Source organism: Variovorax sp. MPBD4-3 (assembly GCF_058809745.1).
In genome coordinates this window covers 58,990-81,602 of record NZ_JBXASW010000022.1, presented here as the reverse complement: position 1 = coordinate 81,602, position 22,613 = coordinate 58,990, and the positions used below count along the sequence as shown (strand labels likewise).

The window sequence follows — 22,613 nt, the reverse complement described above, 5'->3', positions numbered from 1 at the left end:
GGACAGGAGGGCGGGAAGTTGCATGAGGGGCCTCGTCGGAAGTTGAGGCCCCGACGATCTCTCAGGCCCCGCGCGGTGCCCAGTGCCATGCGACGGAATGCCGCACAGCGTGCGCGAAATGCGCGCGGCGCGGCATGGAGCGGGTGAGCCCGCGTCTCAGCTCCGCTTCTTGTGTTCGGTGTCTTGGGTGGTTTGGATGGCCTGTGTGCCTTCGGCCGGCTCGTCGTGCCCCGTTCCCACATGCCCCGAGTCCGCGAACAGGCTCCACGCCGCCATGAACAGCGCCGCGATCACCGGCCCGATCACGAAGCCGTTGATGCCGAAGAGCGCCATGCCGCCGATGGTCGACATCAACACGATGTAGTCGGGCATCTGCGTGTCCTTGCCCACCAGCAGCGGGCGCAGGATGTTGTCGACCAGGCCGATCACGAACACGCCCACGAAGATCAGCACGCCGCCCTGCCAGAAATGCCCAGTGGCCAGGAAGTAGATGGCCACCGGGCCCCAGATCAGCGCGGCGCCCACCGCCGGCAGCAGCGACAGGAAGGCCATCAGCACAGCCCACAGCAGCGCGCCCTGCACGCCGAGGAACCAGAAAGCCAGCCCGCCGAGCGTGCCCTGCGCGATGGCCACGGCCACGTTGCCCTTGACGGTCGCGCGGATGACGGTGGTGAACTTGTTCAGCAGGTAGTGCGTGTGCGGCTTAGCCAGCGGCACGGCGTCGCGCATGCGCTTGGACAGTGCCGCGCCGTCGCGCAGCAGGAAGTACAGCAGGTACAGCATGACGAAGAAGCTGACCACGAAGTCGAAGGTGTTCTGGCCGATGGCCAGCGCCTGGCTCGCGATGATCTGGCTCGCCTGGCCGGCGGCGGCCGAAATGCGCGCCTGCCAGGCCGCCATGTCGCCGAGGTTGAAGCGTTCGACCAGGTTCAGCAGCCACTGCGGCGAGGCGTCCAGGATCTGCTGGAAGTAGGCCGCGAAGTTGATCTGCCCCGAGCGGATGTTCTGCGTGACCAGCGCCACTTCCTGCACCAGCGACACGCCGACCATGGCCAGCGGAAGAATCACGATGAACAGGCAGATGGCCAGCGTCAGCAAGGCGGCGGCGTTGAGCTTGCCTGGCATCTTCCTGAGCAGCCAGCGGAACAGCGGCGTGAACAGGATCGCCAGTGCCACGCCCCAGAGCACCGCGCCGAAAAACGGCAGCAGTACCCAGATGAAGGCAGCGGTGACAGCGGCGAGAAGGGCGAGGAACACGCCGCGCTGGAGTTGGGGTGAGTTCATAAGTGTCTCGGACTGTAGCCGAGCCGGAACCCGCACCTGTGTCAGCGGGCGCGCCCTCGTATCGGCCAAGCGGATTCATAGGGGAAACTGCCGGGAGTCGCTGCGCGGCTGGGGATCGCTGCTATCGAACCGATAGCGGTCGCCGGTGCTAGTACACAGCTTCAGCGCCTGGCGCGCGGCAATGCTACGGGAGCCAGCGTAGCCTTCAGCCTGCTCGTTGCATCCGGCTCCGCCGCAGCGTCGACTTCCAGCGCGCGCTCGACATTGCCGATGTGGTCGAGCATCAAGCGGCGCGCCTTGTCCGTATCGCCCGCTTCGAGCGCCGCGACGATCGCGCCATGCTCCGCGCACGACTGCCCCGCCTCGTGCTTCGACTGGTAGAGCGTGGCCGCAAGGGTGGTACGCGCTGTGAGGTCGCGCAGCACGTCGACCAGCAACTGATGTCCCATCTGCTCGGCCAGGCACACGTGGAAGTCGGCTAGCAGGAAGGCGCGGGTGGCAGCGTCGGCGCCTTCGATGGCGCGCTGCTCGTCGGCGATGTGGTCGCGCAGTTTCCGGATCACCTTGCCCAATGGGCGGCCCTCGCTCGCGGCCAGGATGCCGGCCTCGACGATGCGGCGTGCCGAGAAAGCGTCGCGCGCCTCTTCGGCCGAAGGCTCCACCACATACCAGCCGCGGCGCGACTGCACCTCGACGAAGCCGCGCGCCTGCAGCTGCATCAGCGCCTCGCGCACCATGGTGCGGCTCACCGAGAAGTTCTCCGCAAGCGCCTGCTCGCCCAGCCGCTCGCCCGGCGCGAGCTTCTGCGCGAGGATGGCCTCGACCACGCGCTCGGCGATGGCGGTGGGGCTGACGTCGGTGGGCATGTGGCTCACTCAGTGTGCGGAGGTGGTGGTGGCGGTGCCTGCGTTCGCCACGGGCGCGGCCGCTGCCAGAGGCTCGCCATCCAGGGCTTCGGGTGAGTAGTTGCCGTCGAGCACCGCGTGCGCGCGTTCGCGGTCGATGTCGCCTTCCCAGGCCGCGATGGCCACCGTTGCCACGCAGTTGCCGATCAGGTTGCCCAGCGCGCGGGCAATGCCCATGAACCAGTCCACCGACAGCACCAGCACCAGCCCGATGGCGGGAATGGCCGGAATCGCATGCAGCGTGGCGGCCAGCACCACGATGGCCGAGCCCGGCACGCCGTGCGCGCCCTTCGACGTGACCAGCGCAATTGCCAGGATCGTCATCAGGTCGGCCATCGAGATCGGCGTGTTGGTGGCCTGCGCGATGAACACCGCGGCCAGCGTGATATAGATCGAGAAGGCATCGAGGTTGAACGAATAGCCGGTGGGAATCACCAGCCCGACCGTCGAATCGCGGATGCCCATGCGGCGCAGCTTGGCCATGACCTGCGGCAGCACGCTGTCCGACGAGGTGGTGGCGAACACGATGGTGAGCTCTTCGCGCAGGTAGCGCAGCAGCTTGATCAGGCTGAAGCCAGACATGCGCATCACCAGCCCGAGCACCACGAACACGAAGACCAGCACCGCGCCGTAGAAAAGAGCCACCAGCATGCCGAGCTGCTTGAGCGAGCCGATGCCGTACTGTCCCACCGTGAACGCGATGGCACCCAGCACGCCCAGCGGCGCCAGCTTGATGATGATTCCCATGATCTTGAACAGCACCAGTGAGAGCGCATCGACCACCACCGCCACCGGCTTGCCGCGATCGCCCAGCAGCGTGAGCGCGCAGCCGAACAGCACCGCGAACAGCAGCACCTGCAGCACGTCGCCGGTGGCGAAGGCGTTGACCACCGTGGTCGGAATGAGCTTCATCAGGAACTCGACCGTGCCGCCGCTCGTGAGCTTGTCGGCGTTCGAGGCGTAGGCGCTCATGGCGGCCGGGTCGAGTTTCGACGGGTCGACGTTCATGCCGGCGCCCGGCTGGAACACGAAAGCCAGCACCAGGCCCATCGCCAGCGCGATGGTGGTCAGCACTTCGAAGTAGATGAGCGACTTCACGCCCACCCGGCCGACGCGCTTGAGGTCTCCCGCGCCGGCAATGCCATGCACCACCACGCAAAACACCAGCACCGGGATGATCATCTTGATCAGCTTGATGAACCCGTCACCCAGCGGCTTGAGCTTGACGGCGTACTCCGGGGCAAGGAGCCCCGCGAGCACGCCAAGAACCAGCGCGATGACCACCTGACCGAAAAGCGATTTGGCGAAGCGAGGCATGGAGTCTCCTGTCTGTCTTGTCGAGGTTTTGCATGCAAGCAATGCCTTTTCTTGCATACAAGAAATGTAGGCAAGAAGACTTTGGGAGGGTCAGAGGGTTATCCCGGGAGGGGAGAACCGAAGGCGGCGCCAGTGGCGCCGCGTCGTCGAGCGCCTACTGCGCCGCCACCTTCACGAACACCGGGTTCGAGTAGAACCACAGATCCGCGTAGTTGCGCGCATTGATGGCATTGAAGCGCGCGACGTTGTCGGTCACCACCACCTTGGCGTCGGGCAGCGGTTCGCCTGCGGCCGTCTCGCCCGGCACGTCGGTGCCCAGGTTGGTGCCGCGCAGGCGGAAGTACTGATTGTTGCCGGCCTTCACGGTGTAGGTCACGGCGAAATAGCCGTCTGCGTCCAGCTTCCAGTCGTTGCGGGTGAAGCGCTTGAGCACGCGGGTCGACGTGTTGGTGTCGCGCGAGTAGCCCGGCGTGCCCGGCTTCTCGAGCCCGGTCACGTCGCCGGCGATCAGGTCGATGTGGTCGACCGCCGGCTTCACGTTGGCGAAGACGCCGCTGCCGAGCTGGTATTCGAAGTTGTTGCGCTCGGGGCTCTTGAAGCGGATGGTGATCTTCAAATCTTCGCCGGCCTTGGCCGCCACTTCGGAGCCCATCTCGCCCGCGCCCTTGGCGCTTTGCACCTTGAAGTCGAGTGCGTTGATGAGGTCGCCGTTCACCGCGAAGAGCTTGCCCGAGCGCATGGCCGCGAGCAGCGACTTCGGGTCCTTGATGTCGCCCCACAGGTGGTTCTTGGCGTATTCGCCCGGTGCGTAGCCGCTGCTGTACTGGCCCTGGGAGATGGTGAAGTGGTAGTCGGAGTCCGCCACGTTCCAGATGTGGCGGCCTTCGGACAGCAGCGCGTCCCAGGTGCCGCCGAGCTTGGCGACGAGGTAGTCGACACCGCCGTAGACGCGCGATGGCAGATTGGCCGGAATGTAGTCGCTGGTGTAGCCGCCGCGGTCGGGCTCCATCTGGTTGCCGACCATGCCTTCGAGCGAGAACACGATGTTCGGCGCGAGGTCGTTCATTTCACGCAGCTGCGCGATCGTGTATTTGCCGGGATTGCGCGACGGATGGTTGATCTGCAGGTAGCTGGTGTCGGGGTAGTTGCTCTTCAGCCACGAGATGGCGGCCAGCGTCTCCGCGTGGGTGTTGTAGCCGGTGCCGGCCTTCGGACCCCAGGCCGCCACGTCTTCCGGCGCGAAGGCCGAGTCGGGGCGGTTGGTGAAGAGGTACTCGAACTGGTTCGCGGCCTTCAGTGCCGTGGCCGACATCGGGTTGTCCGTCAGCAGCCCGACGTTGCCGTGGTCGTGCGAGGGCATGTCCCACTCGAAGGACGCGAAGATCGTCTTGTCCGCGTACTTGCCTGCGGCCTGCAATGCCTTGATGCGCGGCACCTGGTACTTGGCCATGCCCTCCGAGAACGGGATCGCCGTCGCCAGCTTGTTGCCGTCGTTGTCGTAGGAAGACATGCGCAAGTGGTCGGACAGCGCAGCCCAGTCGAGCCCGAAGCGGTCGAATGCCTGGGCGAGCACCTGGTCGAGCTTGTTGACCTGCTGTGCGTCGTCCGACTGCATCGTGTGGATGTGCAGGTCGCCGATGGTCCAGCGGCCCGTGGGGCCGGCTGCCGGGGCTGGGGCCGGTGCAGGAGCAGGGGTGGGCGCCGGAGCCGGCGCGGTGGCCGTCGGCAGCGGAACGAAACCCGGAGCATCGGAGCCGCCGCCGCAGCCGGCCAGCATCAGCGTGCCAATGGCGAGGGTGGAAAAGAGCGTGCGGCGGAAGGGGGGAGCAATCGAAAAACGGTAGGACATGGCGTTCTGAAAAGATGACAGGCGTGTAAAACACGTGGACCCAAAAGGGCTACGGAGTCTCGGAGGCAGCCATGACGCCCGGATGAAAGAGAAACGAAAGTTCGTTGTTCCCGCACCCCAAATTCGCGAGAACAAGGCCTTCGCTGGCCGCACGGTCGTTCGCGCTCTATAAACTCGACCCCTTCCATGAATCTCAGCGCGCCTCTCCCCACGCTCACCGCTTCCGTCGATGCTGAGTTGCTCTCGCGCATGGTGCGGGCCGACCAGCTGGTGATGGTGCGCCGCAGCGTGCTCGCCGCGATTCCGATCAACATCGTGCTGAGCTTCACTGCGACCCTGGTGGCACTCAATTCGGGCCGCGCGTTCGAGGGGCTGTGCTGGCTGATGCTGTCGCTCGCGGTGAACGGGCTGCGCAGCTATGTCAGCCGCTGGCCGTTCGCGCCGTCGCGCGGCGTGCTGCTGGACGGCAGCGTGGCAACCTCGCCCAAGGGGCGACCTGTCGAATGGCACCTTCGGCTGGCCGCGGTGCTGGCCGGGGTCTCGGGCCTGGTCTGGGCGCTCATTCCGCTGCTGTGCAACGGCTACTCATCGCCGCAGGCGGTGTTCTATCTGACGGTGGTGTGCGGCATCTGCGCGGGCTCCGTGACCTACGGCACGGCCTTCGCGTTCGTGCCGATCAGCTTCATCACGCCGGCGTTGCTGTCGGTGGCGGGGTGCCTGGTGTACTGGGGCGGCTTCGACAACTTGAGCCTGGCTGCGATGGTGCTGCTGTACCTCGGGGCGCTGGTGCGCAGCGCGGTGCACAGCGAGCGCACCTTCCGCGAGGGCAGCCGGCTGCGCAACGAGGCCACCGCGATGGCGGAGCAGCTGCGCCAGGTGCACGCGCTGTCGATGGACGCGACGCAGCAGCTCTCGTTCCGCGCCTCGCACGACTCCCTGACCGGGCTGCTCAACCGCGAAGGCTTCACCGAGGCGGCGACGCTGCACATCGTCTCGTCCCGCGGCCAGCAGCACTGCCTGTTGCTGCTCGACCTGGACGGCTTCAAGGCGGTCAACGACGCCTTCGGTCACAAGGTCGGCGACCGCGTGCTGCAGGACGTGGCCGGCTGGCTGCAGCGCGAACTCACCGACCTGCGCGCGGTGCTGAGCCGCTGGGGCGGCGACGAGTTCGCGGTGCTCTACAGCCTCCAGGGCACCCGCCAGGCGCCCGCGGCCATTGCGCAGGCGCTGATCCGCTCGATATCGTTCGCCACCGCGCACTACGGCGGCCACCTGGGCGTGAGCATCGGCATCTCGGTGTCGGGCGACGCCGAAATCGCCGACATGATCAGCTTTGCCGACGAGGCGCTCTACGAGGCCAAGCGCACCGGGCGCAACCGCTATCAGTTCTTCGACGCCCCCCTCAACCTGCGGCTGGGCACGCGCAGGGACGTGGAGCGCGACCTGCTCAACGCCATCGAAGCGCGCGCCATCGGCGTGTGGTACCAGCCGATCATGGGCTGCGACGGCAAGCACATCCACAGCCTGGAGGCGCTGATGCGCTGGCACCATCCGCGCCACGGCCACATCGCGCCGGAAGAAGTGATCTTCGCCGCCGCCAACACCGGCGTCGCGGAGCCGCTGCTGCGCCACCTGGTCGACGAGGTCTGCCGGGCGATGCGCCAGCTCGAGGCCTCGGGCTCGGTGCTGGCGAACGTGCCGATCGCCATCAACGTGTCGCCGCGCGAGATGGCGCAGCTCGCGGTCGACGACATCGTGCTCGGCATGCTGAAGACGCGCGGCATCGCGCCGACCCGGCTGCAGATCGAGATCACCGAAGAGGTGGCGCTCGACACCCACGCGACGCGCAGCCGCCTCAGCGCCCTGTCGGCCGCCGGCGTGGCGATCGTGGTGGACGACTTCGGCGTGGGCTATTCATCGCTGGCGTCGCTGCGCAGCGAATACGTGCGGCAGGTCAAGATCGACCGCAGCTTCATCCTGGGGCTGGCGGCGTCGCCGGGCAACGTGGTGCTGGTCGATTCCATCGTGCAGCTGGGCCGCTCGCTGAACATCCAGGTCGTGGCCGAGGGCGTGGAAACGCAGGAAGAACTCGATGTCCTGCGCACGCTGGGCTGCACGCTGGTGCAGGGCTACCACCTGGCGCGGCCGGCGCCCCTGCCCAACATGACGGCGTGGGCCGAGGCCCGGACCAGGGCGGCCGCGGTGATCTCCCCCATGTCGGGCGCCAGGCCGGCCTGAGCAGGCAGGCCGCGCGCCCGGAGCGCTCAGGCCAGCAGGTCGCTTAGCGTGCGCGCGATCACCTTGGTGGCGCGGCGCAGGTCTTCGAGCACCACGCGCTCGTCGCTGCGCTTGGCGTGCGACTCGAGCACGGTGCGCGGCCCGGCCCCGTAGATCACGCCCGGAATGCCGGCCTCGACGTACAGGCGCACGTCGGTGTACAGCGGCGTACCCATGGCCTTGATCGGCTCGCCGAACACGTCCTGGCCGTGCTTCTGGATCGCGTCGACCAGCGGCTTGTTGCCGGCCAGCGGCTTCATCGAGTTGGCCAGCAGCAGTCGCTTGATCTCGACCGTGATGCCGGCGCTCTCGGCTGCGGCATCGGCGATCACCTTGCGGATGGTGGCTTCGACCTCGGCCGGGTTCTCCTCGGGGATCATGCGGCGGTCGAGCTTGAACACCACCTTGCCGGGCACGACGTTGGTGTTGGTGCCGCCTTCGATGCGGCCCACGTTCAGGTACGGGTGCGTGATGCCCTCGACCTTCGACGTGACCTGCTGGTAGAGCGTGTTCTGCGCATACAGCGCGTTGAGGATCTTCACCGCGCCCTGCAGCGCGTCGATGCCGGTGGCCGGCACGGCGGCGTGGGCCATCTTGCCGTGCACCGTCACTTCCATCTGCAGGCAGCCGTTGTGGGCGGTGACCACCTCGTAGCTGAAGCCGGCCGCGATCATCAGGTCGGGCTTGGTCAGGCCCTTGTCGAGCAGCCAGCCCGGGCCGAGGATGCCGCCGAATTCCTCGTCGTAGGTGAAGTGCAGCTCGACGCTGCCCTTGGCGGGCCTGGCGACGGCTTCGAGCGCGCGCAGCGCGAAGGTGAAGCTCGCGAAATCGCTCTTGCTGACGGCGGCGGCGCGGCCGTAGAGGCTGCCGTCGACGATCTCGCCGCCGTACGGGTCGTGCGTCCAGCCTTCGCCAGGGGGCACCACGTCGCCGTGGGCATTGAGCGCGACCGTCAGGCCGTCATTGCCGTACTTGCGGCGCACGATCAGGTTGGTGATCGATTCGAGGCCGTAGTCCTTCACGTCCTGCGCGGGCACGGCGTGCTTCTCGGCGTCGAGGCCGAAGTCCTTCAACAGCTCGGCGGTGCGTTCGGCGTGCGGCGCGTTGTTGCCCGGCGGCGTGTCGGTGGGCACCTGCACCAGTTGCTGCAGGAACTTCACTTCCTCGTCGAAGTGGGCGTCGATCCAGGCGTCGAGCTTTGCGTAGTCGGTCATGGTTGTTCTTCTGTGAATCAGTGGGCTTGTTCGGCGGCCAGGTTGTCCAGTAGCAGCTGGAAGGCCTGCACCGCGAGCTGGATGTCGTCGTTGGTGCTCGATTCGAGCGGGTTGTGGCTGATGCCCGAGTTGATGCCGCGCACGAAGAGCATGGCCTGCGGCATCACCTCGTGCAGCTTCATGGCGTCGTGGCCGGCGCCGCTGGGCATGCGAAAGAGCGGAATGCCGAGTGCGTCGACCGCCTTTTCCCAACGCTGCTGCCACGCAGGCGCGCTGGGGGCGGCGGCGGCGCGCATCGTCTCTTCGAGCTCGAAGCGCACGCCGCGTCGCTCGCAGATGTCTTTCAGCGCGTTGACCACGTCGGTGGCCAATGCATCGCGCTGTTCGTTGTTGGGCGCGCGCAGGTCGAGGCTGAACTTGCAGCGGCCCGGCACCACGTTGATGGAGCCGCTCGGCACTTCGAGCATGCCGACGGTGCCGACCGAGTCGCCATCTTTGGCGGCGCGCTGCTCGGTGTAGAGGATCAGCTCGGCCACGGCGGCCGCGGCGTCTCGGCGGCGGTCCATGGGCGTGGTGCCGGCGTGGCTGGCCATGCCGATGACCTCGCCCACGTAGCGCACGCTGCCGTTGATGGAGGTGACGATGCCCAGCGGCAGGTCGAGCTCGGTGAGCACCGGGCCCTGTTCGATGTGCACCTCGACGAAGCCGAGGTAGCGAGCCGGGTCGCGCTGGATCTTCGGGATGTCTTCCTGCTTCAGGCCCGCGTGCCGCATGGCTTCGCGCATGGTGACGCCGTCGGCGTCCTTCTGGTCGAGCCAGCGCGGGTCGAAGTGGCCGATGAGCGCGCCCGAGCCCAGGAAGGTCGCCTTGTAGCGCTGGCCTTCCTCTTCGGCGAAGCCCACCACCTCGAAGGCGAAAGGCAGGCGCTTGTTCTGCCGCTTGAGTTCGCGAACGCAGGCGATCGGCACGAAGATGCCGAGGCGGCCGTCGTACTTGCCGCCGTTGCGCACGGTGTCGTAGTGCGAGCCGGTGAGCAGCGTCTTTGCGTCGGGCGTCGTACCTTCATAGCGGCCCACCACGTTGCCCACGGCATCGATGTGCACCGAATCGAAACCCACGTCGCGCATCAGCGCGCTGATCTGCGCGGCGCAGGCGCGGTGCGCGTCGGTCAGGTAGGTGACAGTGAGCTGGCCCTTCTCGGCGTAGCCGGGGTCGGTGTGCACCGAGAGCTGCTCCTGCCAGTCCCACACGTCGTTGCCGAGCGTGATGTCGGCGGCGAACTTGTCGTTCAGGCGGATCTCGGCGATGCGGTGGATGTTGCGCAGCGCCTCGCCCAGCTCGAACGACGGGTGGTTGTGCAGCCGGCGCTCGAAGGTCTCGATGATCTCGCGCTTGGCCAGCCCGGTGCCGCGCGGTCCGCGCACGGCCAGGATGAACGGGAAGCCGAACTTGGCGTTGTAGTCGGCGTTGAGCTGCTGGATCTTCGCGAATTCCTCGGGCGTGCAGTCGGTCAGGCCGGCCTTGCTCTGCTCGTTGGTCGACTCGGCCGTCAGCGTCTTGCTGACCATGGCCTTGCCCGCCAGCTCCGGGTGGGCGCGGATCAGGCCGATCTGTTCGTCGGCCGACGATTCGGCCAGCGCGCGCACCAGCGCATGCTTGAGGTGCGCGAGCGAGCGGAACGGGCGGGCGGCCAGCGCGCGCTGCGCGATCCAGGGCGAATGCTCGTAGATGCCGTCGAGCAGCGCGACGGCTGCGGCCGGCACCGCGGCATTGAGTTGGGCGATGGTGAGGCTCACGATGCGGCTCCTGCTTCGAAGGGGTGCGCCTGCTTCCAGTGGCGCGCGATGTCGACGCGGCGGCAGACCCACACCTTGTCGTGCTGTGCGATGTGGTCCAGGAAGCGCTGCAGCGCGGTGATGCGCCCGGGCCGACCGAGCAGGCGGCAGTGCATGCCGATGCTCATCATCTTCGGGCTGTTGTCGCCGGCGGGGTCGCCCTCGGCGTAGAGCGCGTCGAAGGTGTCCTTCATGTACTGGAAGAACGGATCGGCATGCGAGTAGCCCTGCGGCAGCGCGAAGCGCATGTCGTTGCAGTCGAGCGTGTAGGGCACGATGAGCTGAGGCACCACCGTGCCGTCGGTCTTGCGCACTTTCATCCAGAAGGGCAGATCGTCGCCGTAGTAGTCGCTGTCGTACTCGAAGCCGCCGTAGTCGGCCACGAGGCGGCGCGTGCGCGGGCTGTCGCGGCCGGTGTACCAGCCCAGGGCGCGTTCGCCGGTGAGCTTCTCGATCGCTTCCATGCCCAGGCGCATGTGTTCGCGCTCGGTGGCTTCGTCGAGGTTCTGGTAGTGGATCCAGCGCCAGCCGTGGCAGGCGATTTCATGGTCCAGTTCCTTGAAGGCGGCCGTCAGCTCCGGGTAGCGCTCGAGCGCCATGCCCACGCCGAACACTGTAAGCGGCAGGCCGCGTTTCTCGAACTCGCGCAGGATGCGCCAGACGCCGGCGCGCGAGCCGTATTCGTAGATGCCTTCCATGCTGATGTGCCGGTCGGGAAAACTCGCCGGGTTGAACATCTCGGAGAGGAACTGCTCGGAGCCCGCGTCGCCGTGCAGCGTGGCGTTCTCGCCGCCTTCTTCGTAGTTCAGCACGAACTGCACCGCGACGCGCGCGCCGCCGGGCCACTGCGCGTGGGGCGGATTGCGGCCGTAGCCGACGAGGTCGCGGGGGTAGGGCAGGGTGGAGTCGTAGACGGTCATAGGCTTTTCAGGACAGCGCCAGCGAGATGTCGTTGGTCGGGACCTTGCGGTCGAAGGTCAGGTTGGCCTCGACGTGCTCGAGGTGTTCGGTCATGAGGCGCACGGCGCGTTCCTCATCGCGCGCGGCCAGTGCCTTCACGATGTCGGCGTGCTCGTCGTTGGAGTGCTCGGCCGCGCTGGTGCTCTGGTACATCAGTGTGATGAGGGCGCAGCGCGAGATCAGCTCGCCGAGGATCTGCGCCAGCACCTGGTTGCCCATGAGCTCGGCCATGCGCACGTGGAAGTCGCCGAGCAGCTCGGTGCGCCCGGAGATGTCTTCGCACGATACCGCGGATTTCTCGAGCGCTACATGCTCCTTCAGCGCCTTGATCTTGGCGGGCGTGACGGTGCGCACGAACTCGCGCGTCATCTCGGCCTCGAGCATGCGGCGCACGGCGAACACCTGCTTGGCTTCGTCGACGGCGGGCGCGGCCACGAAGGCGCCCCGCGCGGGCTCCAGGCGGATGAGCTTGTTCTGCGACAGCTGGAACAGGGCCTGCCGCACCAGCGTGCGCGACACGCCGAAGTGATCGGCCAGCTTCTGCTCGGCCAGCTTGGTGCCGGGCTGAAGCCGGTGCTCGACGATGGCTTTGGTGAGCGCATCGACGATCGAACGGGTGGTGGAGGACTCCATGTTTTTCATGATAGACCCAAAGCCGCGAACTGTATACACTTTTGTCCACCGGAATATCCCGCACCCACCGATCCAACCTTCGGACTTTCAAGGAGCGCCCCATGGGCCTGAGCACTCACGTACTGGACACGATGCATGGCGGCCCCGCCGCGGGCATGGAGGTGGCGCTGTACACCACCGACGGCGACGCCGCCACGCTGGTCAAGCGCTTCACGCTGAATTCGGACGGCCGCAGCGACGGGCCGCTGTACGACAACAACTCGTTGAAGGCCGGCACCTACCGGCTGGTGTTCGACGTGGCGGGCTACTTCAAGGCTCGCGGCGTCAAGCTGCCGGAGCCCAATTTCCTGAACAAGGTGTCACTGGACTTCGGCGTGGCGCACACCGACCAGCACTACCACGTGCCCCTGCTCGTGAGTCCGTGGAGCTACTCCACGTACCGTGGCTCCTGAGGTCAGTCCCCTTGCTGCTGGCCTTCCGTCAGGGTGTCGAGTTGAAAGCGGCCGCTTTCGTCCCACAGCCAGGTGTCCGTCCATGTGACGGTGCCCAGGCGGGTGGCCGGCGGGAAGGGCGAGGCCTTGAGCACCGTGCGCTCGATCTCGGCGATCACCTCGGGTGCGTGCTTGGGCGCGCGCAGCCAGCGCATCGAACGCACCTTGCCGCCTGTGTCGAGGTTCACTTCGAGCGTGCCCACGGCATAGAGCACCGGCGGCAGCTGGCCCTTGTAGATGCGCGAGCGGTTGGCGTCGTAGATGTGGCGGGCGGCGTCGCGGCGGTAGTCGCGCGCGCTGGCCGCGTTCGATGCGCGCGGCACCGGGCCGGAACCCACGTCGCCGCTGGCGCCGCTCAACTGGCCGGGCACCGACCCGGTGGAGCCGCAGCCGGCGAGCCAGAGGGCCGAAAGAAGGGAGGCTGCGAGCGCGAGGCGTCGGGGCGTAAGCTGGCGATTCATCGCCGGGTTTATACCGTGACTCTCCACGGGCCGGGCAACCGGAGGTATCCATCACCATGAGCGGTGCGGTCGACCAATTGCTGGCGCGTCTTCGCCAGGAAGACGGCGTGCTGGTGCGCGTCGAGTCCACGCAGGGCTCGGCGCCGCGCGAGGCCGGCACCTGGATGGCGGTGTGGGCAGACGGCCTCACGGCCACCATCGGCGGCGGCCAGCTCGAATTCCAGGCCACGAAGGAAGCGCGCGAGTTGCTCGCGGGCCTGCGCGCGCCGTTCGAAGGCATCCAGCGCTACCCGCTGGGTCCCAGCCTGGGGCAGTGCTGCGGCGGCGTGATGTTCCTGTCGTACCGGCGTATCACCGCGGCCGATGCGCCCGTGCTGCAGCGCGAACTGGTCGCGCAGCTCAAGCCCGTGGCGCTGTTCGGCGGCGGGCACGTCGGCGCCGCCCTGGCGCGCCTGCTGGCCGCACTACCGTTTTCGGTGCGCTGGATCGACAGCCGCGACGGCGTGTTCCCGGACGCACTCCCCGCGCAGATCGACACCGAGCATTCCGAGCCGGTGCAGGACGCGGTGGCAGCGATCGCGCCGGGCAGCCGCGTGCTGATCATGAGCTTCAGCCATGCCGAAGACCTCGACATCGTCATCGCCTGCCTCAAGCGCCTGCGCGAGCGCGACGACCTGCCTTACATCGGGCTGATCGGCAGCAAGACCAAGTGGGCCACCTTCAGCCACCGGCTCGAAGCGCGCGGCTTCACGGCGCAAGAGCTGGCCCGCATCACCTGTCCCATCGGCGTGCCCGGCATCACCGGCAAGGAGCCCGAGGTGATCGCCGTGGCGGTGGCGGCACAGTTGTTGCAACCGCTGGACTGAACAGGGTTTTCCCGGCGGTGGCGCCCCAAAAAAAGCATCCCGCCCTTTGCCAAAACTGTATACACTTTCGGTCGACAACAAGCCGCAGCGGAGCGAGGCCCATTCCATGGAGCCTGCGTTCGCGGCACTTTCTCTGCTTACAGCGCCCGCGGTGGTGAGCAGGCTGAAACCCCTTTGCGGCGTCCCCACGCGCGCACAGGGTTGAGAGAGAGCACATGGAAAGCTACTACCTCGACTGGGCCAACCTGCTGCTGCGCTGGGTCCACGTCATCACCGCCATCGCCTGGATCGGCGCCTCCTTCTACTTCGTGATGCTGGACAACAGCCTCGAGAAGCCGCAAGACCAGGAATCGCTCGACAAGGGCGTGGGCGGTGAACAGTGGGCGGTGCACGGCGGCGGCTTCTACAACATGCAGAAGTACGCGCTGGCGCCCAAGAAGCTGCCGGACCACCTGCACTGGTCGTACTGGGAGAGCTATTCGACCTGGATCACGGGTTTCTCGCTGTTCACCATGTCGTACCTGTGGAACGCGAGCACCTATCTCATCGACAAGTCGAAGATGGACTGGCAGCCCGGCGCCGCCATTGCCGTGGCGCTGGCCTTCTTCGTCGTGTTCTGGATGGTCTACGACGGCATCTGCCAGATCTTCGGGCGCCGCAAGCACGGCGACACGATCGTCGGCGTGCTGATCGCCATCTTCATCGCCTTCGCGACCTGGCTGGCGTGCCACTGGTTCGCGGGCCGCGCGGCCTTCCTGCTGGTGGGCGCCATGATGGCGACGACCATGAGCGGCAACGTGTTCTTCTGGATCATTCCCGGCCAGCGCAAGAACGTGGCGGCACTGCGCGAAGGCAAGCCGGTGGACCCGGTGCACGGCCAGCGCGGCAAGCAGCGCAGCGTGCACAACACATACTTCACGCTGCCGGTGCTGTTCGCGATGCTGAGCAACCACTACAGCTTCACCTACACGCACAAGTACAACTGGATCGTGCTGCTGCTCATCATGCTGGGCGGCGCGGCGATTCGCCAGTTCTTCGTGGTCCGCCACCGCTTCAAGCTGGGCATTGCGGGCAACCCGCTGCCGTACGCCATGGTCGGCATCGTGGTGCTGGGCCTGACCATCGTCTGGATGAAGCCCGAGCCGGTGGCTGCGCCGGTCGTCTCCGCCGCGGCGCCCGCCGTGCCTTTCTCCGACGTGCAGAAGGTGCTGGAGCAGCGCTGCTTCATGTGCCACGGCCCTGCCGTGCAGATGAAGAACGTGCGGGTCGACTCCCCCGAGCAGGTGGCCGCGCACGCGCAGGCCATCTACCAGCAGGTGGTGGTGACCAAGATCATGCCGATGAACAACGCGACCGGCATCACCGATGAGGAACGCGCGCTCATCAGCCGGTGGTTCCAGGCCGGCGCGAAGACGACCAACTAGGCATCCCGAAAAAACTGACCGGCAGGGGCGGGGCCTGGTCCGCAGCACAATTGCCGGTCTGGAGACAAACCGCAATGACCGCTTCGAATCCGTCCTTGGCCCCCGCCCCCGATCCACGCAAAGACCCGCGCGCCTTTCTCGAACATCTCTACCGCGTGGCGGTGGACCGCGCGCTGCCGTTGTCCACGCTCGGCCCCCATCTGCCGCCGCCGCCCAAGGGCCGCACGCTGGTGCTGGGCTGCGGCAAGGCGGGCGGCTCGATGGTGCAGGCGCTCGAAGCCCTGTGGCCGGCCGACGCGCCGCTGTCGGGGCTGGTCGTCACGCGCTACGACCATATCCCGCCGCGGCCCGAGGGCCTGCCGCAGCGCATCGAACTGGTCGAGGCCGCGCACCCGGTGCCTGACGAGGCCGGCCTGCGGGCGGCCGAGCGCATCCTCGCGCTCACCAAGGGCCTCACGGCCGACGACCTGGTGCTGTGCCTGATCTCGGGTGGCGGCTCGTCGCTCTTGGTGCTGCCGGCCGAAGGCCTGACGCTGGCCGACAAGCAGCGCATCAACACGCAACTGCTCGAGAGCGGCGCGAGCATCGGCGAGATGAACTGCGTGCGCAAGCACCTCTCCCGCATCAAGGGCGGCCGGCTGGCCGCGGCCTGCGCGCCTGCGCGTGTCGTCACCCTCACGATCAGCGACGTGCCCGGCGACGACCCGGCCATCATCGCCAGCGGACCGACCGTGCCCGACGCCACCACCTGTGCCGACGCGCTCGCCATCCTCGAGCGCTACGCCATCGACGTGCCCGCGCCGGTGCGCGCGCAGCTCGAAAGCGGTGCGCTCGAAACGCCCAAGCCGAACGATCCGGTGTTCGAGGGCCACCAGACGCATGTGATCGCCACGCCCCAGCAGTCGCTCGAAGCGGCCGCCCGGGTGGTGCGCGCCGCCGGCCTCGAGGCGCACATCCTCAGCGACGAAATGGAAGGCGAGTCGCGCGAGGTCGGCAAGGTGCATGCCGCGCTTGCGCGCGCGGTGGCGCTTCGCGGCGAGCCTTTCGCCAGGCCCTGCGTCATCCTGTCGGGTGGCGAGACCACGGTGACGATCCGGCCCCGCAAGCCCGGCCAGGCCAAGGGCCGGGGCGGGCGCGGCGGCGAGTTCTGCATGGGCCTGGCCGGCGCGCTCATGGGCCAGCCGGGCGTCTGGGCGCTGGCGGGCGACACCGACGGCATCGACGGCATGGAAGACAACGCCGGCACCTTCGTCACGCCCGACACGCTGGCGCGCGCTGCCGCCAAGGGCATGAAGCTGTCGGACCACATGGACCGCAACGACGCCTACACCTACTTCGGCGCCATCGGCGACCTGCTGATCACCGGGCCATCCCATACCAACGTCAACGACTTCCGCGCGCTGCTGGTGTTGTAACGGGGCTGTTCGCCCGGCGCGGGCGGGCTTTGTGAACTCGGGTTAATCTACGCGTTCCGGCGGCCGTGGCTGCCGTCGTCGCCAGCGCACCCTTCGGGGTGCCGCGTCGCACAGACCCGATTTCCCCTTTTCATCATCCAGTCCCCGAAGGAAAAGTTCGTCATGACCGCTACCTACACCGACACCCGCCTGCTGATCGACGGCCAATGGGTCGACGCCGCCGACGGCAAGACACTCGACGTGCTGAATCCCGCCACCGGCAAGGCCATCGGCAAGGTGGCGCATGCCGGCATTGCCGACCTCGACCGTGCCCTGGCCGCCGCGCAGCGCGGCTTCGAGGCCTGGCGCAACACGCCCGCGAACGAGCGCGCCGCCGTCATGCGCCGGGCCGCCGGCCTGATCCGCGAACGCGCCCCTGAAATCGCCAAGCTTCTCACCCAGGAGCAGGGCAAGCCGCTGGTCGAAGCCAAGGGCGAAACCCTGGCCGCCGCCGACATCATCGAGTGGTTCGCAGACGAAGGCCGCCGCGTGTATGGCCGCATCGTGCCGTCGCGCAACCTGGCCGCACAGCAGCTCGTGCTGAAGGAGCCGCTGGGCCCCGTCGCCGCGTTCACGCCGTGGAACTTCCCGATCAACCAGATCGTGCGCAAGCTCGGTGCCGCGCTGGCCACCGGCTGCTCGTTCCTGGTCAAGGCTCCCGAGGAAACCCCGGCGTCGCCCGCCGCGCTGCTGCAGGCCTTCGTCGATGCCGGCATCCCGCCCGGCGTGGTGGGCCTGGTGTTCGGCAACCCCGCCGAAATCTCGAACTACCTGATCGCCCATCCGATCATCCGCAAGGTCACCTTCACCGGCTCGACCCCGGTCGGCAAGCAACTGGCCGCGCTGGCCGGCGCGCACATGAAGCGCGTGACCATGGAACTTGGCGGCCACGCCCCGGTGATCGTGGCCGAGGACGCCGACGTGGCGCTGGCCGTCAAGGCCGCCGGTGCCGCCAAGTTCCGCAATGCCGGCCAGGTCTGCATCTCGCCGACCCGCTTCCTGGTGCACAACAGCCTGCGCGAAGAGTTCGCCCGCACGCTGGTCAAGTACACCGAAGGCCTGAAGCTCGGCGACGGCCTGGCGGAAGGCACGACCATCGGCCCTCTGGCCAACGCCCGGCGCCTCACCGCCATGGCCCACGTGCTGGAAGATGCCCGCAAGAAGGGCGCCACCGTGGCCGCCGGCGGCGAACGCGTGGGCGACACCGGCAACTTCTTCGCGCCGACCGTGCTGACCGACGTGCCGCTGGACGCCGACGTGTTCAACAACGAACCCTTCGGCCCCATCGCCGCCATCCGCGGCTTCGACACGCTCGAGGAAGCGATCGCCGAATCGAACCGCCTGCCGTTCGGCCTGGCCGGCTACGCCTTCACCAAGTCGATCAAGAGCGCGCACCTGCTGAGCCAGAAGCTCGAGCTGGGCATGCTGTGGATCAACCAGCCCGCCACCCCGTCGCCGGAAATGCCGTTCGGCGGCGTGAAGGATTCGGGCTACGGTTCGGAAGGCGGCCCGGAAGCGCTCGAGGCCTACCTGAACACCAAGGCGGTTTCGATCCTCGGCGTCTGAGCCGGCGCTTGCCGGTCACTCTTCGGCGGCGGCATTCCAGAAGGCTTGCTGCACGCCGTCGAGGGCTTCGAGATCCTCGATGACACGGTCGAGCTCCGCGGGCTCGACCGCCGTCGCATAGAGCGTCGCGCCGATCTCGGTGTCGGCCGGCCCGAAGGGGTGCTGGTCGACATCGCGCACCGGATAGTTCGCGGCCTCGAGCAGCAGCAGCAGCTGGTCCATCACCTCGGGCCGCGCCGCGCGCGTGCAGATCACGCGCACTACATAGGTCGCTTCGCTCGCGCCCTCGCTGATCGGCTGCCGGTTGATGCGGTTCACCACCGGCCGCAGCAGCGTGTTGCTGGCCAGCACGAACAGCGCCGCGATCAGCGCTTCGCCCAGCAGGTCCGCGCCCGCGCAGGCGCCCACCGCCGCCGACCCCCACAGCGTTGCCGCCGTGTTGAGCCCCGTGACGTTGGCGCCTTCCTTCATGATCGCGCCGGCACCCAGGAAGCCGATGCCCGACACCACATAAGCCACCACCCGCACCGCGCCGCCGCTGCCGTCGAGCCGGTAGGCCATGTCGACGAACACCGCCGCTCCCACGGCCACCAGCGTGTTGGTGCGCAGGCCGGCCGTGCGCTGGCGTATCTGGCGCTCCAGGCCGATCACCGAGCCGAGGATGAAGGCGGCCGCGACGCTGATGAAGGTGTCGAGCAGCGAGTTGAGGTTGATGTTTTGAATAGCTTGCATCAAGAGTTCTCCTTGTTGTTTGTTCTGATGCCGATGGTCGATGGGGTAACAGCTTTCCTCTGATCCAGGCCGGCAGTTTGCTGGGCCAGGGTGTCATATGCGTGTCAAAGAGCCCGAGGCGCATTTGATTTCAGGTGGGCGCGCTCACGCCGACGGGGTACCTTGCTCCGCAAATGTCCTCCGGCCTGCGGCCTCCCCCTTTATTTCGCTGCGCAAGGCACCCCGCCGTCGTGATCGTTCAGAGCACTTGTTGATCAGCCGGCACAAGAGCGGCGCTCGTCGTGCGCAGGGCGCCGGGTGCTCCCCGCAGCGAAATAAAGGAGGAGGGGCGCAGCCCCGGGGGACATTCGCGCAGGGGAGTACCCGGTGGCCTGTGCACGCACCCTGAACAATGCCCCTCGATACTCGACAAGAGTCACTGCCACCCATACCGCCGCCCATACCACCCCTTCACCGTCTGCGTCAGCACCGCATAGCCGACCAGCATCGCCACCAGCCACGGGAAATAAGCGAGCGGCAGCGCCTGCAGCTTGAAGTAGTGCGCCAGCGGCCCCATCGGCAGCCAGATGCCCACCGCGGCAATGGCCGCGCCCATTGCCAGCAGCGGCCACGACGCGCGGCTTTGCAGGAACGGGATCTTGCGGGTGCGGATCAGGTGCACGATCAGCGTCTGCGACAGCAGGCCCTCGACGAACCAGCCCGACTGGAACAGCGTCTGGTGATCCACCGAGTTGGCGGCGAACACGAACCACAGCACGGTGAACGTCAGAATGTCGAACACCGAACTCAGCGGCCCGAAGAACACCATGAAGCGGCCCAGGTCGGCCGGGTTCCAACGCTGCGGGTTCTTCAGGAACTCGTCGTCCACGTTGTCGAACGGGATCGCGATCTGCGACACGTCGTACAGCAGGTTCTGCACCAGCAGGTGCAGCGGCAGCATCGGCAGGAAGGGAAGAAACGCGCTGGCCACCAGCACCGAGAACACGTTGCCGAAGTTCGAGCTTGCCGTGATCTTGATGTACTTGAGCATGTTCGCGAAAGTGCGGCGCCCCTCGATCACGCCTTGCTCCAGCACCATCAGGCTCTTCTCCAGCAGGATGATGTCGGCCGATTCCTTCGCCACGTCCACCGCGCCGTCCACCGAAATGCCGATGTCCGCGGCGCGCAGCGCCGGTGCGTCGTTGATGCCGTCGCCCATGAAGCCGACCACATGCCCGTTGGCATGCAGCGCATGCACGATGCGCTCCTTGTGCGCCGGCGTGAGCTTGGCGAACACCTGGTGCCGTTCGACCAGCACGCGCAGGTCGGCGTCGCTCATGTCCTCGATCTCGCGGCCGAGCACCATGCGGCCGGCTTCGATGCCCACGTCGCCGCAGACCTTGCGCGTCACCAGCTCGTTGTCGCCCGTCAGCACCTTCACCGCCACGCCATGCTCGGCCAGCGCGCGCAGCGCGGGCGCGGTCGATTCCTTCGGCGGGTCGAGGAACGCCACATAGCCCAGCAGCGTGAGGCCCGACTCGTCGGCCACGCCGTATGCCGGCTTCTGCGCCTCGAGCTTCAGCGCGCGGCTTGCCACCGCCACCACGCGCAGGCCCTGAGCATTGAGTTCCGACGCCACGCGATGGATGCGCGCGAGCACCTCTTCATCGAGCGCCAGCACCTCGGCGCCGCGTTCCACCGACGTGCACACCGACAGGATCTCTTCCAGCGCGCCTTTGCAGACCAGCAGGTGCTCGCTGCCGCCGTTGGCCACCACCACCGACATGCGGCGGCGCGAGAAGTCGAAGGGCACCTCGTCGATCTTGCGGTAGCCGGTCTGAAGGCGCGTCTCGAGCTGCATCTCTGCATGGCTCAGCACGGCCTTGTCGAGCAGGTTCTTCAAGCCCGTCTGGTGAAAGCTGTTGAGATAGGCGAGCTGCAGCACGTGGTCCGAGCCTTCGCCCCAGGCATTGGTGTGGCGCTCGAGCACGATGCGGTCCTGCGTCAGCGTGCCGGTCTTGTCGGTGCACAGCACGTCCATTGCGCCGAAGTTGTGGATGGCCTCGAGCCGTTTCACAATCACCTTCTGGCGCGACATCACGACCGCGCCCTTGGCCAGCGTGGCGGTCACGATCATCGGCAGCATCTCGGGCGTGAGGCCGACCGCGATCGACAGCGCGAACAGCGCCGCCTCCCACCAGTCGCCCTTGGCCACGCCGTTGATCACCAGCACCAGCGGTGCCATCACCAGCATGAAGCGGATCAGTACCCAGCTCACGCGGTTGATGCCGGCCTGGAAGGCGCTGGTGCCGCGGTCGGTGGCGGTCACGCGCTGCGCGAGGGCGCCGAAGAAGGTGCGGTCGCCCGTGTGCACGATCAACGCGGTGGCGGTACCGCTGATCACGTTGGTGCCCATGAAGAGCAGGTTCTCGCGTTCGAGCACGCCGGCGTCGTGCGCGCCGCGGTCGGCGACGAACTTCTCGACCGGCATGGCCTCGCCCGTGAGCGCGGACTGGCTGATGAACAGGTCCTTGGCGGTGAGCAGCCGGCAGTCGGCCGGGATCATGTCGCCGGCCGACAGCGCGATCAAGTCGCCCGGCACCAGGTCGCGCATCGGCACCTCGACGCGCAGCGTGCCGGCGTGCGTGGCATCGAAGCCTTCGTCGCCGGGCGATCCTGCCTTCTGGCCCGGCGCGGGCCGCAGCACCGTCGCGGTGTTGCTCACCATCGCCTTGAGGCGCTCGGCCGCCTTGTTGGAGCGCGACTCCTGCAGGAAGCGCAGCACCGTCGACAGCACCACCATGCTGCCGATGACGAGCGCGGCCTTCATGTCGTCGGTGGCGTAGGAGATCAGCGCCAGCACCGTCAACAGCAGGTTGAACGGATTGCGGTAGCACTGCCACAGGTGCTGCCACCAGGGCAGCGGCTGCTCGTGGCGGACCTCGTTGCTGCCCAGGCGCTTGCGCAGCACCTGCGCATGGCCTTCACTGAGGCCGCGCGGCGAACTGTGGAGCCTGACCAGCATTTCGCCGGCGTCGGTGCGCGAGGCGGCGCTCAGCGCCTTGGCGATGTCGGCTGGCATGCTGGCCGAGCCGGCGGCGGCGGGTTTCGAGCCCAGCAGCGTCTGCCAGCGCTCGAAGTGATGCAGCATGTGGCGGCTGCGCAGGAAGTTCTCGAAAAAGGACTTCAGGACGTTTTTCATTTTTCTCTCCTTCACGGCGGCAGCGCGGGCCGTGAAGGAAAGAAAAGCGCACGCCTCGGTCAATCAGGCGTGACTATTCCTTCGCAGCAAGGCGCGCTGCGCTCTCTCTGGCTGGCAATCGATCGGAACAATGGACGGGGCGCGCAGGGGCGCAAATGAGGGGC

General features: G+C 67.3%; 17 protein-coding genes. 6 read left to right on the top strand and 11 right to left on the bottom strand.

Translation table 11 applies throughout. The annotated features are described in order from the left end of the window. Positions 1-156: 156 nt before the first annotated feature. The 4 genes from AC1RVW_RS15530 to AC1RVW_RS15515 form a co-directional block, all read right to left on the bottom strand. The gene (locus AC1RVW_RS15530) at positions 157-1,284 is read right to left on the bottom strand and encodes an AI-2E family transporter (RefSeq protein ID WP_493200926.1); all 1,128 of its coding nucleotides are present in this window, start codon (positions 1,282-1,284) and stop codon (positions 157-159) included. Between the two features lie 161 nt (positions 1,285-1,445). Next, positions 1,446-2,150 carry a GntR family transcriptional regulator gene (locus tag AC1RVW_RS15525; protein ID WP_081269333.1) on the bottom strand — a complete coding sequence of 235 codons (705 nt, stop codon included), beginning with the start codon at positions 2,148-2,150 and terminating at the stop codon, positions 1,446-1,448. 9 nt (positions 2,151-2,159) lie between these two features. Beyond that, positions 2,160-3,506 carry a C4-dicarboxylate transporter DctA gene (locus tag AC1RVW_RS15520; RefSeq protein ID WP_493200923.1) on the bottom strand — a complete coding sequence of 449 codons (1,347 nt, stop codon included), beginning with the start codon at positions 3,504-3,506 and terminating at the stop codon, positions 2,160-2,162. A 154-nt stretch (positions 3,507-3,660) separates the two neighbouring features. After that, the gene (locus AC1RVW_RS15515; RefSeq protein WP_493200921.1) at positions 3,661-5,355 is read right to left on the bottom strand and encodes a CehA/McbA family metallohydrolase domain-containing protein; all 1,695 of its coding nucleotides are present in this window, start codon (positions 5,353-5,355) and stop codon (positions 3,661-3,663) included. Positions 5,356-5,541: 186 nt separating this feature from the next. On the opposite strand from AC1RVW_RS15515, the gene AC1RVW_RS15510 reads away from it, so the two are divergent. Beyond that, positions 5,542-7,593 carry a putative bifunctional diguanylate cyclase/phosphodiesterase gene (locus tag AC1RVW_RS15510; protein WP_081269336.1) on the top strand — a complete coding sequence of 684 codons (2,052 nt, stop codon included), beginning with the start codon at positions 5,542-5,544 and terminating at the stop codon, positions 7,591-7,593. A 26-nt stretch (positions 7,594-7,619) separates the two neighbouring features. Here the strand turns inward: AC1RVW_RS15510 and AC1RVW_RS15505 are convergent, their stop codons facing one another. From AC1RVW_RS15505 to AC1RVW_RS15490, 4 genes are read right to left on the bottom strand one after another with little or no spacing between them, the layout of a single operon-like run. Continuing rightward, positions 7,620-8,846 carry a M20 family metallopeptidase gene (locus tag AC1RVW_RS15505; protein WP_081269337.1) on the bottom strand — a complete coding sequence of 409 codons (1,227 nt, stop codon included), beginning with the start codon at positions 8,844-8,846 and terminating at the stop codon, positions 7,620-7,622. A 17-nt stretch (positions 8,847-8,863) separates the two neighbouring features. Next, positions 8,864-10,642: a 2-oxo-4-hydroxy-4-carboxy-5-ureidoimidazoline decarboxylase gene (gene uraD / locus AC1RVW_RS15500; protein ID WP_493200918.1), complete on the bottom strand. Its 1,779-nt coding sequence runs from the start codon at positions 10,640-10,642 to the stop codon at positions 8,864-8,866. Continuing rightward, on the bottom strand, positions 10,639-11,601 hold the full coding sequence (gene puuE, locus AC1RVW_RS15495; protein WP_493200916.1) for an allantoinase PuuE: 963 nt from the start codon (positions 11,599-11,601) through the stop codon (positions 10,639-10,641). Before puuE ends, uraD begins: the two co-directional genes overlap by 4 nt. Positions 11,602-11,608: 7 nt before the next feature. Continuing rightward, the gene (locus AC1RVW_RS15490) at positions 11,609-12,283 is read right to left on the bottom strand and encodes a GntR family transcriptional regulator (RefSeq protein WP_493200914.1); all 675 of its coding nucleotides are present in this window, start codon (positions 12,281-12,283) and stop codon (positions 11,609-11,611) included. 92 nt (positions 12,284-12,375) lie between these two features. Between AC1RVW_RS15490 and uraH the strand changes: the two genes are divergently transcribed. Further along, complete coding sequence (gene uraH, locus AC1RVW_RS15485) at positions 12,376-12,726, top strand: hydroxyisourate hydrolase (RefSeq protein WP_007838349.1); 351 nt, start codon at positions 12,376-12,378, stop codon at positions 12,724-12,726. A 2-nt stretch (positions 12,727-12,728) separates the two neighbouring features. On the opposite strand, the gene AC1RVW_RS15480 is transcribed toward uraH, so the two are convergent. Further along, positions 12,729-13,226, bottom strand: coding sequence for a hypothetical protein (locus tag AC1RVW_RS15480; protein WP_081269341.1), 498 nt, complete (start codon positions 13,224-13,226; stop codon positions 12,729-12,731). A gap of 56 nt (positions 13,227-13,282) precedes the next feature. Between AC1RVW_RS15480 and xdhC the strand changes: the two genes are divergently transcribed. From xdhC to AC1RVW_RS15460, 4 genes are all read left to right on the top strand, one after another. Beyond that, positions 13,283-14,092: a xanthine dehydrogenase accessory protein XdhC gene (gene xdhC, locus AC1RVW_RS15475; protein ID WP_493200911.1), complete on the top strand. Its 810-nt coding sequence runs from the start codon at positions 13,283-13,285 to the stop codon at positions 14,090-14,092. 215 nt (positions 14,093-14,307) lie between these two features. Continuing rightward, complete coding sequence (locus AC1RVW_RS15470; RefSeq protein ID WP_493200908.1) at positions 14,308-15,516, top strand: urate hydroxylase PuuD; 1,209 nt, start codon at positions 14,308-14,310, stop codon at positions 15,514-15,516. Positions 15,517-15,590: 74 nt separating this feature from the next. Then, entirely contained in the window at positions 15,591-16,931 is a 1,341-nt protein-coding gene (locus AC1RVW_RS15465; protein WP_081269344.1) for a glycerate kinase type-2 family protein, read from the top strand. A gap of 162 nt (positions 16,932-17,093) precedes the next feature. Further along, the gene (locus AC1RVW_RS15460; RefSeq protein WP_081269345.1) at positions 17,094-18,536 is read left to right on the top strand and encodes an NAD-dependent succinate-semialdehyde dehydrogenase; all 1,443 of its coding nucleotides are present in this window, start codon (positions 17,094-17,096) and stop codon (positions 18,534-18,536) included. A 15-nt stretch (positions 18,537-18,551) separates the two neighbouring features. Here AC1RVW_RS15460 and AC1RVW_RS15455 read toward each other — a convergent pair whose 3' ends face one another. Together AC1RVW_RS15455 and mgtA are read right to left on the bottom strand one after the other, a co-directional pair. Continuing rightward, on the bottom strand, positions 18,552-19,268 hold the full coding sequence (locus tag AC1RVW_RS15455; RefSeq protein WP_081269346.1) for an MgtC/SapB family protein: 717 nt from the start codon (positions 19,266-19,268) through the stop codon (positions 18,552-18,554). A 415-nt stretch (positions 19,269-19,683) separates the two neighbouring features. Beyond that, complete coding sequence (mgtA, locus tag AC1RVW_RS15450; protein ID WP_493200905.1) at positions 19,684-22,449, bottom strand: magnesium-translocating P-type ATPase; 2,766 nt, start codon at positions 22,447-22,449, stop codon at positions 19,684-19,686. Between the last annotated feature and the right edge of the window lie 164 nt (positions 22,450-22,613).

What these genes read in the sequence shown, in the direction of transcription:
- AC1RVW_RS15525 (WP_081269333.1), bottom strand. Translation starts at nt 2,150, where the DNA reads ATGCCCACCGACGTCAGCCCCACCGCCATCGCCGAGCGCGTGGTCGAG.
- AC1RVW_RS15520 (WP_493200923.1), bottom strand. Translation starts at nt 3,506, where the DNA reads ATGCCTCGCTTCGCCAAATCGCTTTTCGGTCAGGTGGTCATCGCGCTG.
- mgtA (WP_493200905.1), bottom strand. Translation starts at nt 22,449, where the DNA reads ATGAAAAACGTCCTGAAGTCCTTTTTCGAGAACTTCCTGCGCAGCCGC.
- AC1RVW_RS15510 (WP_081269336.1), top strand. Translation starts at nt 5,542, where the DNA reads ATGAATCTCAGCGCGCCTCTCCCCACGCTCACCGCTTCCGTCGATGCT.
- xdhC (WP_493200911.1), top strand. Translation starts at nt 13,283, where the DNA reads ATGAGCGGTGCGGTCGACCAATTGCTGGCGCGTCTTCGCCAGGAAGAC.
- puuE (WP_493200916.1), bottom strand. Translation starts at nt 11,601, where the DNA reads ATGACCGTCTACGACTCCACCCTGCCCTACCCCCGCGACCTCGTCGGC.
- uraH (WP_007838349.1), top strand. Translation starts at nt 12,376, where the DNA reads ATGGGCCTGAGCACTCACGTACTGGACACGATGCATGGCGGCCCCGCC.
- AC1RVW_RS15490 (WP_493200914.1), bottom strand. Translation starts at nt 12,283, where the DNA reads ATGAAAAACATGGAGTCCTCCACCACCCGTTCGATCGTCGATGCGCTC.
- AC1RVW_RS15470 (WP_493200908.1), top strand. Translation starts at nt 14,308, where the DNA reads ATGGAAAGCTACTACCTCGACTGGGCCAACCTGCTGCTGCGCTGGGTC.
- AC1RVW_RS15460 (WP_081269345.1), top strand. Translation starts at nt 17,094, where the DNA reads ATGACCGCTACCTACACCGACACCCGCCTGCTGATCGACGGCCAATGG.
- AC1RVW_RS15515 (WP_493200921.1), bottom strand. Translation starts at nt 5,355, where the DNA reads ATGTCCTACCGTTTTTCGATTGCTCCCCCCTTCCGCCGCACGCTCTTT.
- AC1RVW_RS15480 (WP_081269341.1), bottom strand. Translation starts at nt 13,226, where the DNA reads ATGAATCGCCAGCTTACGCCCCGACGCCTCGCGCTCGCAGCCTCCCTT.
- AC1RVW_RS15465 (WP_081269344.1), top strand. Translation starts at nt 15,591, where the DNA reads ATGACCGCTTCGAATCCGTCCTTGGCCCCCGCCCCCGATCCACGCAAA.
- AC1RVW_RS15455 (WP_081269346.1), bottom strand. Translation starts at nt 19,268, where the DNA reads ATGCAAGCTATTCAAAACATCAACCTCAACTCGCTGCTCGACACCTTC.
- AC1RVW_RS15530 (WP_493200926.1), bottom strand. Translation starts at nt 1,284, where the DNA reads ATGAACTCACCCCAACTCCAGCGCGGCGTGTTCCTCGCCCTTCTCGCC.
- AC1RVW_RS15505 (WP_081269337.1), bottom strand. Translation starts at nt 8,846, where the DNA reads ATGACCGACTACGCAAAGCTCGACGCCTGGATCGACGCCCACTTCGAC.